At 71.5% G+C, this 15,849-nt stretch carries 15 protein-coding genes; 6 read left to right on the top strand and 9 right to left on the bottom strand.

Translation table 11 applies throughout. The annotated features are described in order from the left end of the window. Positions 1-54: 54 nt before the first annotated feature. Positions 55-1,335: a phospholipase D-like domain-containing protein gene (locus U8525_RS01985; RefSeq protein WP_374260334.1), complete on the top strand. Its 1,281-nt coding sequence runs from the start codon at positions 55-57 to the stop codon at positions 1,333-1,335. Positions 1,336-1,397: 62 nt separating this feature from the next. On the opposite strand, the gene U8525_RS01980 is transcribed toward U8525_RS01985, so the two are convergent. From U8525_RS01980 to U8525_RS01960, 5 genes are all read right to left on the bottom strand, one after another. Then, positions 1,398-3,596, bottom strand: coding sequence for an ATP-grasp domain-containing protein (locus U8525_RS01980; RefSeq protein ID WP_374260331.1), 2,199 nt, complete (start codon positions 3,594-3,596; stop codon positions 1,398-1,400). After that, positions 3,581-4,198: an RDD family protein gene (locus U8525_RS01975; protein WP_374260328.1), complete on the bottom strand. Its 618-nt coding sequence runs from the start codon at positions 4,196-4,198 to the stop codon at positions 3,581-3,583. Before U8525_RS01975 ends, U8525_RS01980 begins: the two co-directional genes overlap by 16 nt. Positions 4,199-4,221: 23 nt before the next feature. Beyond that, positions 4,222-4,611 (bottom strand): hypothetical protein, encoded by a 390-nt coding sequence (locus U8525_RS01970; protein WP_374260326.1) that lies wholly within the window; start codon positions 4,609-4,611, stop codon positions 4,222-4,224. A gap of 256 nt (positions 4,612-4,867) precedes the next feature. Beyond that, positions 4,868-5,836 (bottom strand): porphobilinogen synthase, encoded by a 969-nt coding sequence (gene hemB / locus U8525_RS01965; RefSeq protein WP_374260323.1) that lies wholly within the window; start codon positions 5,834-5,836, stop codon positions 4,868-4,870. A gap of 62 nt (positions 5,837-5,898) precedes the next feature. Beyond that, positions 5,899-6,108: a hypothetical protein gene (locus tag U8525_RS01960; protein ID WP_374260320.1), complete on the bottom strand. Its 210-nt coding sequence runs from the start codon at positions 6,106-6,108 to the stop codon at positions 5,899-5,901. 394 nt (positions 6,109-6,502) lie between these two features. On the opposite strand from U8525_RS01960, the gene U8525_RS01955 reads away from it, so the two are divergent. Genes U8525_RS01955 through U8525_RS01945 form a run of 3 tightly spaced genes read left to right on the top strand, consistent with a single transcriptional unit; the run spans position 6,503 to position 9,312 of the window. Then, positions 6,503-7,351 (top strand): ABC transporter ATP-binding protein, encoded by an 849-nt coding sequence (locus U8525_RS01955; RefSeq protein WP_374260317.1) that lies wholly within the window; start codon positions 6,503-6,505, stop codon positions 7,349-7,351. Next, positions 7,348-8,187 (top strand): hypothetical protein, encoded by an 840-nt coding sequence (locus U8525_RS01950; protein WP_374260314.1) that lies wholly within the window; start codon positions 7,348-7,350, stop codon positions 8,185-8,187. Before U8525_RS01955 ends, U8525_RS01950 begins: the two co-directional genes overlap by 4 nt. A 3-nt stretch (positions 8,188-8,190) precedes the next feature. Beyond that, the gene (locus U8525_RS01945; protein WP_374260312.1) at positions 8,191-9,312 is read left to right on the top strand and encodes a hypothetical protein; all 1,122 of its coding nucleotides are present in this window, start codon (positions 8,191-8,193) and stop codon (positions 9,310-9,312) included. Between the two features lie 142 nt (positions 9,313-9,454). Here the strand turns inward: U8525_RS01945 and U8525_RS01940 are convergent, their stop codons facing one another. The 4 genes from U8525_RS01940 to U8525_RS01925 form a co-directional block, all read right to left on the bottom strand. After that, positions 9,455-10,411: a DUF6268 family outer membrane beta-barrel protein gene (locus tag U8525_RS01940; protein WP_374260309.1), complete on the bottom strand. Its 957-nt coding sequence runs from the start codon at positions 10,409-10,411 to the stop codon at positions 9,455-9,457. 127 nt (positions 10,412-10,538) lie between these two features. Next, positions 10,539-11,333 (bottom strand): tRNA1(Val) (adenine(37)-N6)-methyltransferase, encoded by a 795-nt coding sequence (locus tag U8525_RS01935; RefSeq protein ID WP_374260307.1) that lies wholly within the window; start codon positions 11,331-11,333, stop codon positions 10,539-10,541. A gap of 11 nt (positions 11,334-11,344) precedes the next feature. Continuing rightward, entirely contained in the window at positions 11,345-12,490 is a 1,146-nt protein-coding gene (locus tag U8525_RS01930; RefSeq protein ID WP_374260305.1) for a DUF1015 domain-containing protein, read from the bottom strand. Between the two features lie 67 nt (positions 12,491-12,557). After that, positions 12,558-13,841: a hypothetical protein gene (locus tag U8525_RS01925; RefSeq protein ID WP_374260303.1), complete on the bottom strand. Its 1,284-nt coding sequence runs from the start codon at positions 13,839-13,841 to the stop codon at positions 12,558-12,560. Positions 13,842-13,936: 95 nt separating this feature from the next. Between U8525_RS01925 and U8525_RS01920 the strand changes: the two genes are divergently transcribed. Beyond that, positions 13,937-15,406 (top strand): deoxyribodipyrimidine photo-lyase, encoded by a 1,470-nt coding sequence (locus tag U8525_RS01920; protein ID WP_374260300.1) that lies wholly within the window; start codon positions 13,937-13,939, stop codon positions 15,404-15,406. A 100-nt stretch (positions 15,407-15,506) separates the two neighbouring features. Beyond that, the gene (locus U8525_RS01915; protein WP_374260298.1) at positions 15,507-15,830 is read left to right on the top strand and encodes a polyhydroxyalkanoic acid system family protein; all 324 of its coding nucleotides are present in this window, start codon (positions 15,507-15,509) and stop codon (positions 15,828-15,830) included. Positions 15,831-15,849 lie beyond the last annotated feature (19 nt).

The following is a 15,849-nucleotide window of genomic DNA, read 5'->3' as shown; positions in this document are numbered from 1 at the left end:
CTTTTCAAGTCATTTCAGATTAAATGACCTGAGGCGGCGAATGGGAGGCAGGTCATGAGACGGCTGTTGGCGGTGGCAGGACTGGTGGTGGCGCTCAGCGGGTGTCAGCCCGAGGCGCAGACGGATCCGAACCTGGCGGAGCAGGCCCAGGGCGCGACGAACGTGCCCGGGCTCTACGCCGTCTTCAACCAGCCGGACAACACGGGCGCGCGGGACTACCGCATCAAGGACGAGCTCGTCCGGCTCATCGAGAACAGCCCGAAGGGTTCCTACATCCGCATCGCGATGTTCCTGTGGACGACGGACCACCTGAACGCGGCCCTCAAGGCGGCGCTGTGCCGGGGCGTCGTCGTGCGGCTGGTGGTGGACGAGCAGAACGGCGGCGCCGCCTCGGAGTTCGCCTCCGGCGGCGTCATCCATGACCTGAGCAGCTACGTGCCACCGGCGGCGACGTGCCCGGACGGGCTGCGGCTGGAGCTCACCCGGTGCCACGGCACGGGCGCGGGGAGCGCGTGCATCGCGGGCTTCGACCGCGAGGGCACCATCATGCACGACAAGATCTTCACCTTCTCCACCACCAGGGATCCGCAGGGCAACCGCATCCAGCGCGTGGTGGTGCAGGGGTCGTGGAACAACACCTACTCCCAGAACAACTACTGGAACGACATGGTCGTCAGCTACGAGGACTGGGACTGGTACGACTACTGGGTCGGCTACCACAACGACCTGCGTGGCGGCACGAAGACGACGGACTACTACAACCCCACCACGGGCCAGGGCTACTACAGGTCCCCCAACGCGCCGTGGACCGCGTACTTCTTCCCGCGCGAGGGCAACGACAACGAGCTGTCCAGCGACACCGTGGCGAACAACTTCACGGACTCCATCAAGACCTACGTCTCCGGCTGCACGCTGGACGTGAACCAGAACCACTTCAATGACAGCCGCGCCATCGTGGCCACGGAGCTGGTGCGCATTGGCAGGCTGGGCTGCCGGGTGCGCGTGCTCTACACGGACATGGACGCGGGCATCCGCGCGAAGCTCACGGGCGCGAAGAACGTCACCGTGCGCCAGCTGTACGACGCCTCCGCCAACAACGTGAGGATGAGCGACGGCACGCCGCGCGAGGTCCTCACGCACAGCAAGCACTTCGTCTACTCGGGGAACTTCAACGGGACGGTGCGCAAGCTGGTGCTGACGGGCTCGCACAACCTGTCCAAGAACTCGCTGCGCTACAACGACGAGAACCTGGTGAAGTACTCCTCGGACGCGCTGTGGCAGGCGTACCACGACAACTTCGAGAAGGGCTGGGCCCAGGCCCTCAACGACGGCTGAGACGACAAGGGGACGGCGCCTCCGCGGCACCGTCCCCATCCCCGCCGCGCTTCAGCGGCGGCTCAGGACTTGAGCTCCGGGCGCGGCGGAGGCGTCGGCTCCTGGGGAGCGGCCGTCGCGGCCGCCGTCGCGGCGGCCTGCGCCGTCTGCTCCTCGATCCGCTGCACCACCTTGTTGAGCGGCGGTGCGTGGGCGCCGGCCGGGTTCTCCGTCTGGGCCCGGCGCGCCTCGCGCTCCTTGTAGCGGCGGATCGCGGGCGCCATGATCTCACCAATCAGCGTCCGGTAGTCCATGCCCGCGCCCTGGGCGATGAGCACCAGGTCGCTCCAGCCGGGCGTGAGGCCGGGCAGCGGGTTGCACTCGATGAAGTAGATGCGCCCCTTGTCGTCCATGCGGAAGTCGATGCGCGCCACGTCGCGGCACCCCAGCGCCATGAACGAGTTGCGCGCCGCCGTGCGCAGCTTCTCCAGGAGCGCGGGCTCCAGCTTCGCGGGCGCGTCGTAGCGGATGCGGTCCGTCCAATCCAGCTTGTGCTGGAAGCTGTAGACGGGGTTCTTCTCCCCCTTGTCCAGGAAGACGATCTCCATGGGCGGCAGCACGCGCGGGCGCCGCTCGCCCAAGAGGCCCACCGTGAACTCGCGCCCGCCGATGTACTCCTCGATCAGCGCGGGCTGCTGGTACTTGCCGGCGATCTCCCGGACCACGTCGCGCAGCTCCGCCTCGGAGTTGCACACGCTCTTCGTCACCACGCCCTTGGAGCTGCCCTCCGCCACCGGCTTCACGATGAGCGGGAAGGTGGTGAACTCCTTGTTGAGGCGCTCCTTGCCCGTCACCATCAGCTGGAAGTTGGGCGTGAGGATGCCGGCCTGACGGACGATCTTCTTCGCCAGCGCCTTGTCCAGCGCGAGCGACAGCGTGGCCGGATCCGAGCCCGTGTACGGGATGTCCAGGAGCTCCAGCATCGCGGGCACCTGGCTCTCGCGGTTGCGGCCCTTGAAGCCCTCCGCGATGTTGAAGACGATGTCCAGGGGCGTGCTGGAGAGCACCGTGGGCAGCTCCGCCGTGGCCTCCAGGTCGATGACCTCGTGGCCCCAGGAGGCGATCGCCTCGCGGATGGCCTGGAGGGTGTTGGGCGAGTCGTACTCGGCCTCGCTGTCCTCCTGCACCGTCTCCGCCGTGGCGCTGGGCTTCACGCGCTTCACGTTGAAGCTGAAGCCCACCCGCAGCGGGCCGGACTTGCGCGCGGGCTTGCCCTGGCGGCGCGCGGAGTCGCGGATCTTGTAGCGCTTGCCCGCGCTCTGGATGATGGAGTTGATGACGCCGTCCAGGTGCAGCCCCTCCAGCTCCGCCGCGGCGTAGATGCCCGCGCCCGGCTCCAGGCTGGGCAGCGCGTTGATCTCCAGGAAGTACGGCACGCCCGCGTCGGACACGCGGAAGTCCAGCCGGCCCAGGTCGCGGCAATCCAGCACCTGGAGGATCTTCTGCGCCGTCCCGCGGATGTCCTCGGACATCTTCACCGGGATGTTCGCGGGGGCGCGCACGGACACGGACTTCTCCCGGTGCGTCTTCAGCTCGTAGTCATAGATGGCGTACTTGCGGCCCGCGGACGCCTCCGGGTCGATGACGTACTCCACCGGCGCGAGCACGCCGTCGTAGTCGTTGTCCACCGAGGCCAGGTACGGCACCGTGAGGTCGCGCCCGCTGATGTATTCCTCCACCAGCACGCCCGCCGGGTACTTCTCCAGCGCCTTCGCGACCTTCTCCTTCGCCTGCTCCAGCGTCTCCGCGATGGAGTCCTGGGTGATGCCCTTGGAGGAGCCCTCGAAGTTGGGCTTCACGATGACGGGGAAGCGCAGGTTCTCCAGCCGCAGCTCGCTGAGCTTCTCCACGTACTGCCAGCCCGGAGTGCGGATGCCGTGCTTGGAGAGGATCAGCTTGGTGAGCTGCTTGTCCAGGGTGAGCGCCAGCGCGTACGCGTCCGAGCCCGTATACGCGAAGCCCAGCTCGTCGAAGAGCGCCGGGTAGAAGGCCTCACGGAAGCGGCCGCGGCGGCCCTCCGCCGTGTTGAAGATGAGGTCCGGGCTGTAGGCCTCCAGGCGGGCGACGGTGCGCGATGCGGGGCCGCTCACCTCGAAGCGCTCCAGGCGGTGGCCCAGCCGCTCGATGGCTCCCGCCAACGTGTTCACCGTCTCCTGCGTGTCGAACTCCGCCTCTTCTTCCGAGTCCGACAGCCGCAGGTTGTAGGTCAGCGCGATGCGCATGGCTTGCCCCGTCTCACTTTCCTGAATGCCTTTCCACGGCGCACCTTGGCCGCGGACATCAACCGACCGGGGGCGCGCGTCGCGGCCACCGGCGTGCGAGCTGCAACCGTCGCGCCCGCGACAACCTTCCCGTCCACCACCTGCGTCTGCGCCCAGGTGTCCCCCAGGCGCAGGCCCAGCGGGTCGCACAGCACGCGCCACGCCTCCACGCCGCCAATCACCACGAAGCCCGCCAGGGCGGCCACCACGCCATGCGGCACGGGCATCATCCCCAGGAGCACCACCAGCGCGAGCGGCGCGTTGCGAAGCGTGCTGTCGCGGTGCCGCGCCGCGGAGCGCGTGGGCAGGTGCATCACCTTCACGCCGAAGATGCGCTTGCCCACGCTCTGGCCCTGGAGCATCCCGTCCGCGAGCAGCAGGAACAGCAGCGCCACCACCGCGCCCGCCGCGCCGCACACCACGTACAGGCCCCACGCCACCGCGCAGTCCACCACGCGCGCGCCCAGCCGCAGCAGCAACGACGCCTTCGGGTACGGGGAGTCCGGCTCCACGTCCTCCTGCACCAACCTCAGCACGCGGCCCGTGCCCCGCTCTGCCGACATGAGGCTGCGTTCGGGGGCGGCGCTCACTCCTCCGGCTCCAGCGTGAGCCCTTCTTCGGTGGGCTCCGGCTCGTCCAGCCCCGCCAGCTTCGCCAGCCGCTCGTGCGCGGACAGCGGGTGGACGAAGGGCACCACCGTCTGCGCGTGCTCGCCGGCGTGCTCCGCCGCGAGCTGGGCCGTGGGGCTGCCCGTCTCCGACATGCGCAGCAGCTTCCGCCGCGCGTCGTCCTCGTCGTGCCGGGCGGCCTCGCCCTCGCGGGTGAAGAAGACGAAGGCCATGGCCGGGCGCTTGGAGGACTCGCGCATCGCGAACTGCACGCCGTCCAGGTTCCAGCCCCTGGCCGTCCACTCGTTCAAGGTGCGCTCCAGCGCGCCCTCGTCCACCGTGGACAGCTCCACCACTTTGTACTGCAACGGCCCGGGCTCACGGAGGACGGGGGCCTGTCCCTTCCCGGGGCGCGGGTTCCGTCCGGAGCCTGGGGCCTTGCGCGGCGCCGGGCCCTTTCGAGCCGTCCGGGCCTGGGCCGGCGCGGCGCCACGTCGGAGCGGAGGCTTCTCGGTGCTGCGTCCGGGCCGCTTCTTTTGGGTGGGCATCGTGTGGGGCACCATTTGGACGCAAGCGGCGGAAGCGATCAAGCCTCCCGCCGAACACGTCCGCCCGGGGTGTCACCTACAGGAGCCTGGCCGCCTCCAGGGCGTGGTAGGTGATGACCAGGTCCGCGCCCGCGCGCTTGATGGACGTGAGCACCTCCATCATCACGCGCTCGTAGTCCACCCAGCCGTTCTGCCCGGCGGCCTTGAGCATCGCGTACTCGCCGGAGACGTTGTACGCGGCGAGCGGCAGCTCGAAGCGCTCCCGCAGCGCGCGGATGACGTCCAGGTACGACAGCGCCGGCTTCACCATGATGAAGTCCGCGCCCTCCTCCACGTCCAGCGCCGTCTCGCGGATGGCCTCGCGCACGTTGCCGGGGTCCATCTGGTAGCCGCGGCGGTCGCCGAACTGCGGCGTGCTCTGCGCGGCCTCACGGAAGGGGCCGTAGAAGCCGGAGGCGTACTTCGCCGAGTACGCCATGATGGGCGTGTCCTGGTGCTTCACCTCGTCCAGCGCCTTGCGGATGGCGCCGATGCGGCCGTCCATCATGTCCGACGGCGCGATGATGTCCGCGCCCGCCTGCGCGCAGGTGACGGCCATCTGGGCCAGCAGCGGCAGCGTGGCGTCGTTGGCCACGTGCTGGCCGTCCAGCACGCCGCAGTGGCCGTGGTCGGTGTACTCGCACAGGCACACGTCCGCGATGACCTGGAGGTCCGGCTCCGCGGCCTTGATCTCCCGGATGGCGCGCTGGACGATGCCGTCCTTCGCGTACGCCTGGGTGCCCTGCGCGTCCTTGTGGTCCGGGATGCCGAAGAGGATGACGGAGGGCACGCCCAGCGACCGGGCGAGCTTCGCCTCCTTCACCGCGTGCTCCAGCGAGAAGTTGAAGACCCCCGGCATGGAGGCGATGGGACGGCGCACGTCCCGGCCCTCCACGACGAACAGCGGGTAGATGAAGTCCGTGGGCGAGAGGCGCGTCTCTCTCACCATGTCACGGAGCGCCGCCGAGCGGCGCAGCCTGCGGGGACGGTGGACGGGGTGGGCCATGGGTCGCCGGTATAAACCGCCGCGCCCCGCGCTTCACCCCTTCCGCACGCCCATCCGCCTGCTCAGCCGGCGACGGGCCGCCAGGTCAGCTGATGGCGGCGTGAATCGCGCGCCATGCGGTCGGCCCGCCGCTCGGCCAGGTCCGCCTCGTACAGCGCCCGGGCGTAACGCACCCGCGCCGCCTCGGTCCCGGTGTTCAGCTCCTTCTCCGCGGCCTCCAGCTCACGGCGCGCATCCTGAAGCTGCTGCTCGGTCCCGTTTGCCCACGTCATGCCCATGTCTCCTGTGTGATGTGTTCGCGGGGGTTGGCTGTCCGCTCCCGCGGTTCGTGGACAGGCATTGCAGACACCGGACCAGCAACCCCGTTGGAACCCATAGGAGCGCAACACGTGGGAATGACGGGGTGTCGCGTCGCGCCACGCGCGCTCCGGGTGCGCAAGGTCTTACCCAGCGGCGCGAATGAAGGGACGCGGCTGGGGAGGCCCGCATGCAGGGCCGCCCGCCCCTCCCCGGAGGGCACGGCGTCCATGCGGGTGCAATCATCGCCCCGCCGGGTCGTCTACAGTCGCGACCGTGACGACTCCACCTCCCGCCCTCGAAGTGCAGGGCCTGCGAAAGACGTATCGCCGAGCCTTCGGACGCGGCGGCCATGAGGCCCTCCGGGGCATGGACCTCCACGTCCCGGCGGGCAGCGCGTTCGGGCTGATCGGGCCCAACGGCGCGGGCAAGACGACCTTCATCAAGAGCGTGCTCGGCATCGTGCGGCCCAGCGCGGGCACGGTGCGCGTGCTGGGCGGCTCGCCGGAGGATCCGGCCATCCGCGCGCGCGTCGGCTACCTGCCGGAGCGGCTGCACCTGCCCGGCGCGTGGAAGTCCCCCGCGTTCCTGGCCACCGTGGCCCGGCTCAAGGGGCTGAAGCCGGACGCGGCCGCGCAGGCGCGGCTGCTGGAGCGCGTGGGCCTGGCGGACGCGGTGGACCGGCGCATCGGCGGCTACTCCAAGGGCATGCGGCAGCGGCTGGGCCTGGCGGCGGCGCTGTTGGGAGACCCGGCGCTGCTCGTCCTGGACGAGCCCACGGACGGCATCGACCCCATGGGCCGGCTGGAGGTGCGCCGCATCCTCCAGGAGGAGGTCCAGAAGGGCGTGACGCTGTTCCTGAACTCGCACCTGCTGGCGGAGACGGAGCGCGTGTGCGACCGCGTGGCCATCCTCGCGGACGGGCGCGTGCTGCGCGAGGGGCGGCTGGATGAGCTGGCGAAGGCGGGGGCGCGCTGGCGCGTGCGCTTCGCGCCCGGCGCGGACGTGGCGGCGCTGACGTCCGAGGGCTTCGTACCGGCCGGCGGTGGCCGGGAGGAAGGCGTGTTCACGGTGGACGCGGCGGACGTGGGGGTGCTCAACGCGGCGCTGGACAGGGCGCGAGGCCGGGGCGCGCTGCTCACGGAGCTCAAGCGCGAGGGCGCGGACCTGGAGGCGGTGCTCGTGGGCGCCGTCGGACAGCCGGGGGTGGCGGCGTGAAGAGCCCCGTCTTCGTCATCGCGGGCTACGTGCTGCGCGAGGCGGCGTCGCGCAAGTTCATCCTGGCCTTCATGGTGGGGCTCACGCTGGTGCTGGCCACCGTGGCGCTCAGCCTCAAGCTGGAGGTCGTGGACGGAGCGCTCGCGGCGACGCGCCTGTTCGGCGAGGTGATGCGCTCCAACATCATGTCCGTGGACGTGGCGCTGCGGCCCATCTACCGCGCGGCCGCGTACCTGGTGTTCTACGGCGGCATCCTCTTCGGCATCGTGGCGTGCTCGGACTTCGCGCCGGGGCTGTTGTCGCCCGGGCGCATCGAGCACCTGCTCGCCCTGCCCCTCCAGCGCTGGCACCTGCTGGCCGGCACGTTCCTGGGCGTGATGACGCTGGCCGTGGGCGGCACGGTGTACGCCGCGGGCGGGCTGACGCTCATCTTCGGGGTGAAGGCGGGGTACTGGACGGTGGGGCCGCTCATCGCCGGGGGCCTGGCGTGCGTGGGCTTCGCGGCGGTGTACGCGGTGATGCTCACCACGGCGACGCTGGTGCGCAGCGCGGCGCTGTGCTCCGCGGCGGGCTTCGTGCTGCTGGTGGGCGGAATCCTCGCGGGCTTCCGCGCGGACATCTCGCGCTACCTGGAGTCCGGCTTCGGGCGCACGGCGTTCGACGCGGTGACGCTGGTGCTGCCGCGGCTGTCCGCGCTGGCGTCGCGCGCGGCGGACCTGGCCAGCTCCACGCCGCTGGAGAAGGGTTCGTTGGGCATGCTGCTGGGCGGCGTGCTGGTGTTCGGACTGGGAGCGCTCTCCGTGGGCTTCTGGCACTTCGAGGGAAAGGACTGCTGAACCATGGATTCGCGCGGGCGCAGGAGGGTGTGGCTGCTGGGGGCCGTGCTGTTGTTCGCCGGAGGCGCGTTCCTGATGTTCACGGGCCAGGGCGACACGCCGCCCGCCCCGGAGAAGGACGTGGACTTCCCCCGGCGCATGCGCGGCTCGGACGTGGCGCGCGCGGAGAAGCGGCGCACGTGGGTGATGCCCGCGGCGGTGGACGCGGGCGCGGCCGCGCCCGTGAAGCCGAGGGATCCGCTGCTCGCGGCGCTGCCCCGGGGACCGGGCCGCACGGCGGTGGTGATTGAAGCGAACGCGCTGCGCTACTCGCCCGTGGGCGAGCTGCTCATGGACTGCCTCTTGCGCGACGGTGGCAAGAACCTGGAGCAGTTCAAGGCGATGAGCGGCGTGGATCCGCTCCAGGACCTGGACCGGCTGGTCATCACCGACGAGGGCGTCATCCTCTCCGGTGACTTCAGCAAGGCGCGCTACGAGGAGCTGCTGGGCGGGCGCGTGTCGTCCGACCACGGCCCGGGCGCGCGGGTGTACGAGGGGGGCGACACGACCATCGCCCTGGCGGACGGCGGCACGCAGCGCGGGCGCATGGACGCGGCGGTGGGCACCTGGAACAACCAGATGCTGGTGTTCGGCTCGACGCCGGACACGGTGAAGACGGTGCTGGACCGCATGGACGGGCGCGGGGCGGAGGACGGGCCGCCGCTCCTCGACGAGAACAGCACCTATGGCGAGATGTACGGCGTCCTGGCGGTGGAGACCCTGGCGAAGCTGCTGGGGCCGGAGCAATCGGAGCTGGCGCAGCGGCTGAAGGACGTGGCCCAGAACGTGGAGCTGCACCTGGACACCAGCGGCGACGTGGCCATGGTGGCCAACGTGACGGGCATGGACGCGGAGAAGATGACGGACCTGGGCAAGTCCCTGGGCGGCGCGCTGTCCATGGCGCGGATGAAGGCGCAGGCGGACGGCAAGGAGGACCTGGCGCAGCTCCTGGACTTCGCGAAGGTCCGACCGGACGGCTCGTCCTTCAAGCTGGAGCTGGCCGTGCCGCTCGCCACCCTCCAGGAGCAGCTGGCCTGGTGCCGCGAGGAGCGCCAGGCCGCCGAGCGCGCCAGGTCCACCCCCTAGGGAGGAGCAGGCAAGCCGCCTTCACTGTTTTCAGCCGGACAGTCCGTACGGGATACCGTGGCCCGACAGGGAGCCGCGACCCGCCATGGGAAGGCGGGGGCGGGCTTTGCGCGCGCGCTGGTCTACCAGACGGTGTGGCGCTTCAGGGCGCCGGGCGCGCGCGCTTCGCCTTCGCCTGGGGACGGGGCCGCCAGCCGAGCACGACGCGGCCGTACGGCGCGGGCCCCATGTCCAGCCCGGGGACCTTCAGGCTGTCGCGCTCGCGGTCCAGCAGCGCGTAGTCGTTGATCAACGACAGGCCCACCGACGAGCTCAGCCACAGGTCGCGGCCCAGGTGGACGTTGACGGTGGGCCCCACGCGGACCTGCGTCTCGCGCAGGTAGCTGGCGCCTATCGCCTGGAGCTCCGGCTCGAAGCGGGTGCGGAGCACCTGCATGTCCAGCGCCCCCACCAACCCCAGCTCCACGGTGTCGCCCAGCTTGCGCAGCAGGGTGAGCCGGGGCAGGCCCACCTCCAGGACATACGGGCCCCGGTTGTAGGTCAGGCTCAGCATGGGAATCACCGGCACCTTGTCGAAGGGCCACAGCGCGACCAGGCCGAACGTCAGCCCGAGCCCGGGCGTGTCCCCCAGTTGGTAGCTGGCCATCGCGAACGCCACCCAGGACGTGTCCAGCGCCAGGTCGAAGGAGGACTGGAAGTCCGTGCGGGTGCTGGCCGTCACGCCCGTGACGAGCAACCAGCGCGGCGCCAGGGGACGGACGGCCGTGAGGCCCAGTTGGATGCGGTGGAACTGCCGGTCCACCGCGTCATCCTCCAGGGCGGGCACGTCCGCGCCCATCCACCGCGTCTCATAGCCCACCGACGGCAGCAGGTACGTGCGCCCCAGGACGAGCGGCGGCAGCGGCACGCGCAGCTCCAGGGTCCGCCGCTCCTTGACATGGACGCCCCCCGCTTCCAGCGAGCCACCCCCGGAGAGGCCGTAGCTCAGGTAGAGCCGATCCGCATGCGTCTGGGCCCAGGCCGGAGCGCCGGGGAGCAGCACCGCCACGGCCCAGCCGAGCAGGACCGGCGCCATCCGGGCCAGGAGTCGCCGCCGCATGGCGAGGCGGAAGTCCGCGCGCATCACACCCTGCCTTCGCTAGACGGGGCGGCCGGTCCCACCCCCGAGGCCGGGGAGTCTACCCTGCCCCGCCCCACCCGAGGTGAAGCGAAAAGCGCATGCGGTGTCAGCCCACCATGGCGTTGACCTCGTCCGTGAAGGCCGCGTCCTCGTCCGCGTGGACGAGGAGGGGCGGCAGCACGGTGAGGTCCGCCCGGCCGCCCTTCACCGCGTGCAGGAGCACCAGCTTCGCGGGCCGGTCCGCGCGCGGGTGCACCATGCGCACCGTGCGCGGCTCCAGTTGCAGCGTGCGCAGCACCGACACCAGCTCGCTGAAGCGCGACGCCGGATACACCATGCACAGCGCGCCCCGGGGCACCAGCAGGTAGGCCGCCGCGCGCACCACCTCCGGCAGCTCGCAGGCAATCTCATGCCGCGCGAGCGCCTTCTCCCGGGACAGGTTGCTCTGGCCCGCGGTGCGCGCGCGGTAGGGCGGATTGCACAGCACGTGGCCGAAGCTGCTCGCCGGGAAGGTCTCCGCCACATGGCGCAGGTCCCCCTGCACCAGCGTCACCGCGCCCTCGCAGCGGTTCAGGTACACGTTGCGCTCAGCCAGGGAGAACAGCCCCGGCTGTAGCTCCAGCGCGGTGATGTCCGTGCGCCCCAGCCTGCGGGCGAGCACCAGCGGGATGATGCCGCACCCGGTGCCCAGGTCGATCAACCGCCCCCGGTGCGCCCCCGCCTCGAACACCGCGAAGTGCGCCAGCAGCACGGGGTCCAGGGTGAAGCGGTAGCCGCCCCGGCGCTGGAGCACCTGCACGTCGCCGCCACAGATGGCGTCGAGCGTCTCCCCCGGGCCGGGCTCCAATCGCAGCCGCACCCGGTGGGGCCAGTCCTGCGCGGTGCCGGTCAGCGCACGCACGTGGCGGGCCGTCAGGCTTCCGGATCCAGGAAGAGCAGCCCCGCGGGCACGCGCGGCTCCACGCGCAGGGTGCGCGGCGGCAGCGTGGCCTGGGCCTCCATCACCGCCCGCACCTCCCACACCGGCGGTGGGTTGAGCGCGAAGCCCGCCTGGAACGTGCCGGCCTCCACGCCCGCCACCAGCGCCTCCAGCCCGTGCACCGGGAACACCTGCGGATGCCCGGACGCCTCCGGCTCCTGGATGCCCAGCACCGTGCGCAGCACCAGCGCGTTGAGCAGCGCCAGGTCCAGGCTGCGCAGCGTGGGGTTTCGCGGCGCGCCCTTGAGGTGCGCCAGGTCCAGCCCCTGCCGGAAGCGCAGGATGCGGCCCCGGCCTCCCGGCAGCACCAGCAGCACCGCGTGCTGGCCGGGCACCAGCGTGGCCAGCCGCTCGCGCGCCGCGGCCAGCCCCTGCGGCGTGGTGAGGGGCGCGTCCAGCTCCGTCACGCGCGCGTAGGCGGACACCAGGGTGAGGAAGGTGTCCTCCTGGAAGGTCTCCACGCCCTTCAAGGCGCGGTGGATGGGACACAGCTCCAGGCCGGGCTCGGACAGGGGCACCACCGCGGCCAGCGTCTGGCCCTGCTCGCTCAGGGCCGCCAGGGGCCGCATGGGGGCCTCATCCAGCACGGCCTGCAGGCGCTTGGACACCGGGGACGGCTCGATGCGCAGGAGCGACACCGGGCTGCCGTCGTACTGCCCCTTCCAGACGGAGATGCCGCGCTCGGCGGCCTCCGCCAGGAGGGCCCGGAGCGCCCCATGGTCATCCGCCACCAGGGTGACCGCGGGCTCCACCTCCCATGCGCGGGGGCGGTACGGGTCCTGCTCCAGCGACGGCACCGCGTCCGGCGTCAGCGCGCACAGGAGGTAGCGCACCGGGGGGCCGGAGAACCGGCCCCCGGGGCCGTGCAGCTCCACGACGTAGAGGGCGGGCCGTGCGTCCTTCAGCAGACCGCCCGAGTCCCGCAGCCGGCGCAGCTCCGCGCTCGGGTTGGCGGCCTCCAGCAGGGGCCGCACGTGCGTGGGCATGGGGGCCGCGTTGCCGCGAGGGGGACCGTCCCCGGGCTCCAGCGAGGAGCCCAGCGAGGTCAGGAGGGCCGAGAACGGGAGGACGCGCGCCATACCCGGGGAAGGTGATGCCGCCGCTTCCCGCGCGCCATCACGCCTGCCCGCCCGTCCGCCAGGCCGTCTACCACCAGACGTTCTTGTAGGGCCGGTCCTTGGAGCTGTGCGCGCTGCGCATGGCGGACCGGTCCACGCTCTCCTCCCACAGGAGGCTCACGGTGGTGATGGCGCCCGCGGAGCCCAGGAAGGACAGCACATAGGGGGTGGACTGGTTGAAGCCGCCGAGCACGAGGCCGGAGATGAGCAGCACCGCCGCGCCCACGCCCGCGCCGAACATGTCCGCGCGCAGGATCTGCGACGCCGTGGGGTTGTAGCGCATGGTCGCCAGGGCCAGCACGCCCGCGCCCACGCCCGGGGAGATGAGCAGCATGTCCTTCCACGTCTTGCCGGAGATGGACGTGCCCGAGAAGTGCACGATGGCCAGGAACAGCGCGCTGTACGCCGCCGCCCAGCCCGCGCCAGAGGCCACCAGCAGGCCATCCGAGAGCGGCAGCTGCCCGCCGCCGATGCCCGCCGTCAGCCACGCGCCCAGCTCCGCGCCCAGGAACGCGGACCAGGTGAGCACGCCCGCGTCCTGGGTGATGAGGTCCATGAAGCCCGCGAGGAACATGCCGCCGATCCCCGAGTTGAGGATGGTGAAGTTCGCCATGGGCGTGTCCACCCAGTTGTTGAACTGCCACCACGCGGAGGCGCCGAAGCCCAGGCCCGCGCCGATGAGCGTGCCCGCGAGCATGGACTCACGCGAGCTGCGGTCGAAGTTGAACTCCTTGGAGAACGCCTGCGTGAAGAAGCCGCCCAGCGCGCCCAGGGCCGTGTGGTGCAGCACGAAGCGCATGCTGCCGGGGCCGGACAGGAACGGCCCCCGGCGGCGCTGGCCGTCCAGGTACATGCCGTTGTCCTCCGGCGGCGGGCGGAAGCGCGAGGCGGCCGTCGCGGTCTCATCCCGGATGGACTCCGGGCGCACGTCCCGCGCGCCCTCCGTCAACGGCGCCTGCGGCTCGGTGCGCAGGCGGTCCGGATCCGGCGGCGCGAACGGCGCGTCACTCGCGGGTGGCGGCACGGCGTCCGGGTCCGCCTGGGGCGCGGCCTGCGAGGGCGGAGGCACGTCGGCGTCCGACGGCGCCTGCCCATAGCCGTCGTTGGAAGGCGCCACGGGCCGCGGCTCTTCCGCCTGGGGCGCCCCCTGCGACGACGGCGCCGGATACATGCCCGGCGCGGGCGGTGGCGGCGGCTGCGGCGCCGGATAGACCCCCGTGCCCCCCGCCTGCGCGAGGGCGAGGCCCGGCAACGTCAACAATGCGACCGCGAGGACGGTGACAGGGAGGTTCCAGGTTCGACGATGTGACACGCGAGGGGCTCCTTGGGTCCGGCCGTCCGGCAGAAAACCACAACCGGTGCGCCCGTGTTGGTTTTCCGCCGCGCGTCGAAGATTCTCGCGGACCCATGCCCGAAGGCATCTCGTGGTCCGAGCTCGGCGTCGACTCCGCCCGCGTGCAGGCGGTGAACGAGGCCCCCTTCCCTCCCGGTCAGCGGGACTTCGTCCTCTACTGGTGCATGGTCAACCACCGCTGGGAGGAGAACCACGCGCTGGACGCCGCCATCGCGCTGGGCGACCACCTGGGCCTGCCCGTCGTCGTCTACCAGGCCCTCCGCCCGGACTATCCCTACGCCTCGGAGCGCCTCCACGCGTGGGCGCTGGAGGGCATGGCGGACATGGCGAAGGGCTGCGCCGCGCGCGGCCTGCCGTACTGGCTGGAGCTGCCGCGCACGAAGAAGGAGCACACGCACCGGATCGCCCGCCTGGGCCGGCGCGCCGCGGCCGTCGTGTCGGACCTGTTCCCCACGTACATCATCCCCGGCCACCTGCGCGGCGCGGCCAGGGCGCTGCGCGTCCCGCTCCTCGCGGTGGACGCGTCGTGCGTGGTGCCCATGCAGCGCATCCCCGCCGCCCAGGTGGGCGCGTACGCGCTGCGCCCCAAGCTGCGCAAGCTGTGGCCGGAGTACCTGGAGCGCACGCTGCCGAAGCGGAGGCCCCGCGTGTCCGGCGCGAAGCTCCAGCCGGACTTCGAGCTGTCCGACGCGGTGGAGGCGCGGGGCGCGCTGGACACGTTCGCGCTGGACCATTCCGTGAAGCCCGTGCCCGAGCGCGGCGGACGCAAGGCGGGCCTCCAGGCGCTGAGCGCGTTCGTCCGCGAGCGGCTGGAGGGCTACGACACCGGCCGGAGTGATCCGGGCCTGGGCCAGCAGTCCAACCTGTCGCCCTACTTCCACTGGGGCAACCTCTTCCCCGGCGAGGCGGCGCGCGCGGCCATCGCGGCGAAGGGCCTGAACCACCCGGCGGTGCAGGCCTTCGTGGAGGAGCTGCTCGTGCGCCGCGAGCTGGGCTTCAACTACTGCTTCCACACGCCTGGCCCGAGGCAGCTGAGCGTGGACTCCCTGCCCGCCTGGGCGCGCGAGACGCTGACGCGCCACCGGGAGGATCCGCGCCCGCACCTCTACACGGACGAGGAGCTGGCGCAGGGCCGCACCCGGGACGCGCTCTGGAACGCGGCCCAGCGAGAGCTGCGGGAGCGCGGGCGGATCCACAACTACCTGCGCATGCTCTGGGGGAAGAAGCTCCTGGAGTGGAGCCCCACGCCCGAGGAGGCGCTGGCCCGCATCGCGAGGCTCAACGACACCTACGCGGTGGACGGGCGCGACCCGGCGAGCGTCGCGAACTTCATGTGGGTCCTGGGACTGCACGACCGGCCCTTCCAGGAGCGCCCGGTGCTGGGGAAGGTGCGGCCCATGAGCTCTCCGCGCACCGCGGAGAAGTTCGACCTGGCCCCGTACCTGGAGCGCTGGGGCGCCCCGCCAGCGGACGCCAAGGCCCCCGAGGGGATGAAGAAGTCCCGCCGGAAGACCGCCCGGTAGGCCGCCGGTGGACATCCCCCTGAAGACGGCGGTTCACTTTCCGGCCCGGGCTCACTAAACCGGGCGGACGCACCCGCATTCTCGGAACCAGGAGTCAGCCATGGGCACGATGAAGTTCGAGGTCCCCCACAACCTTCCCAAGGACGAGGTCAAGAAGCGCGTCGAGCACCTGCTGCAGTACTGGGGCACCAAGTACGGTGTGAAGTCCGACTGGCAGGGCGACGAGGGCGCGAAGCTCGCCGGCAAGGTGATGGGCATCAACCTGGACGCCAGCTTCGTCATCACGGACAAGGCCGTGTCCGGTGAAGGCACCGACCCCGGCATGCTCCTGCGCAGCCAGGCCAAGACGTACATCCAGAAGAAGTTCGGCGCGGTCCTGGATCCGTCCAAGAGCCTGGACCAGGTGAAGGGCAACCTGGACTGACCAGGTCCGCCGTGCGCCG

This window comes from Corallococcus sp. RDP092CA (genome assembly GCF_041903675.1).
Lineage (GTDB): Bacteria > Myxococcota > Myxococcia > Myxococcales > Myxococcaceae > Corallococcus.
Note: the sequence above shows the minus strand (reverse complement) of the source record. Positions and strands in the feature narration are given on the sequence as shown.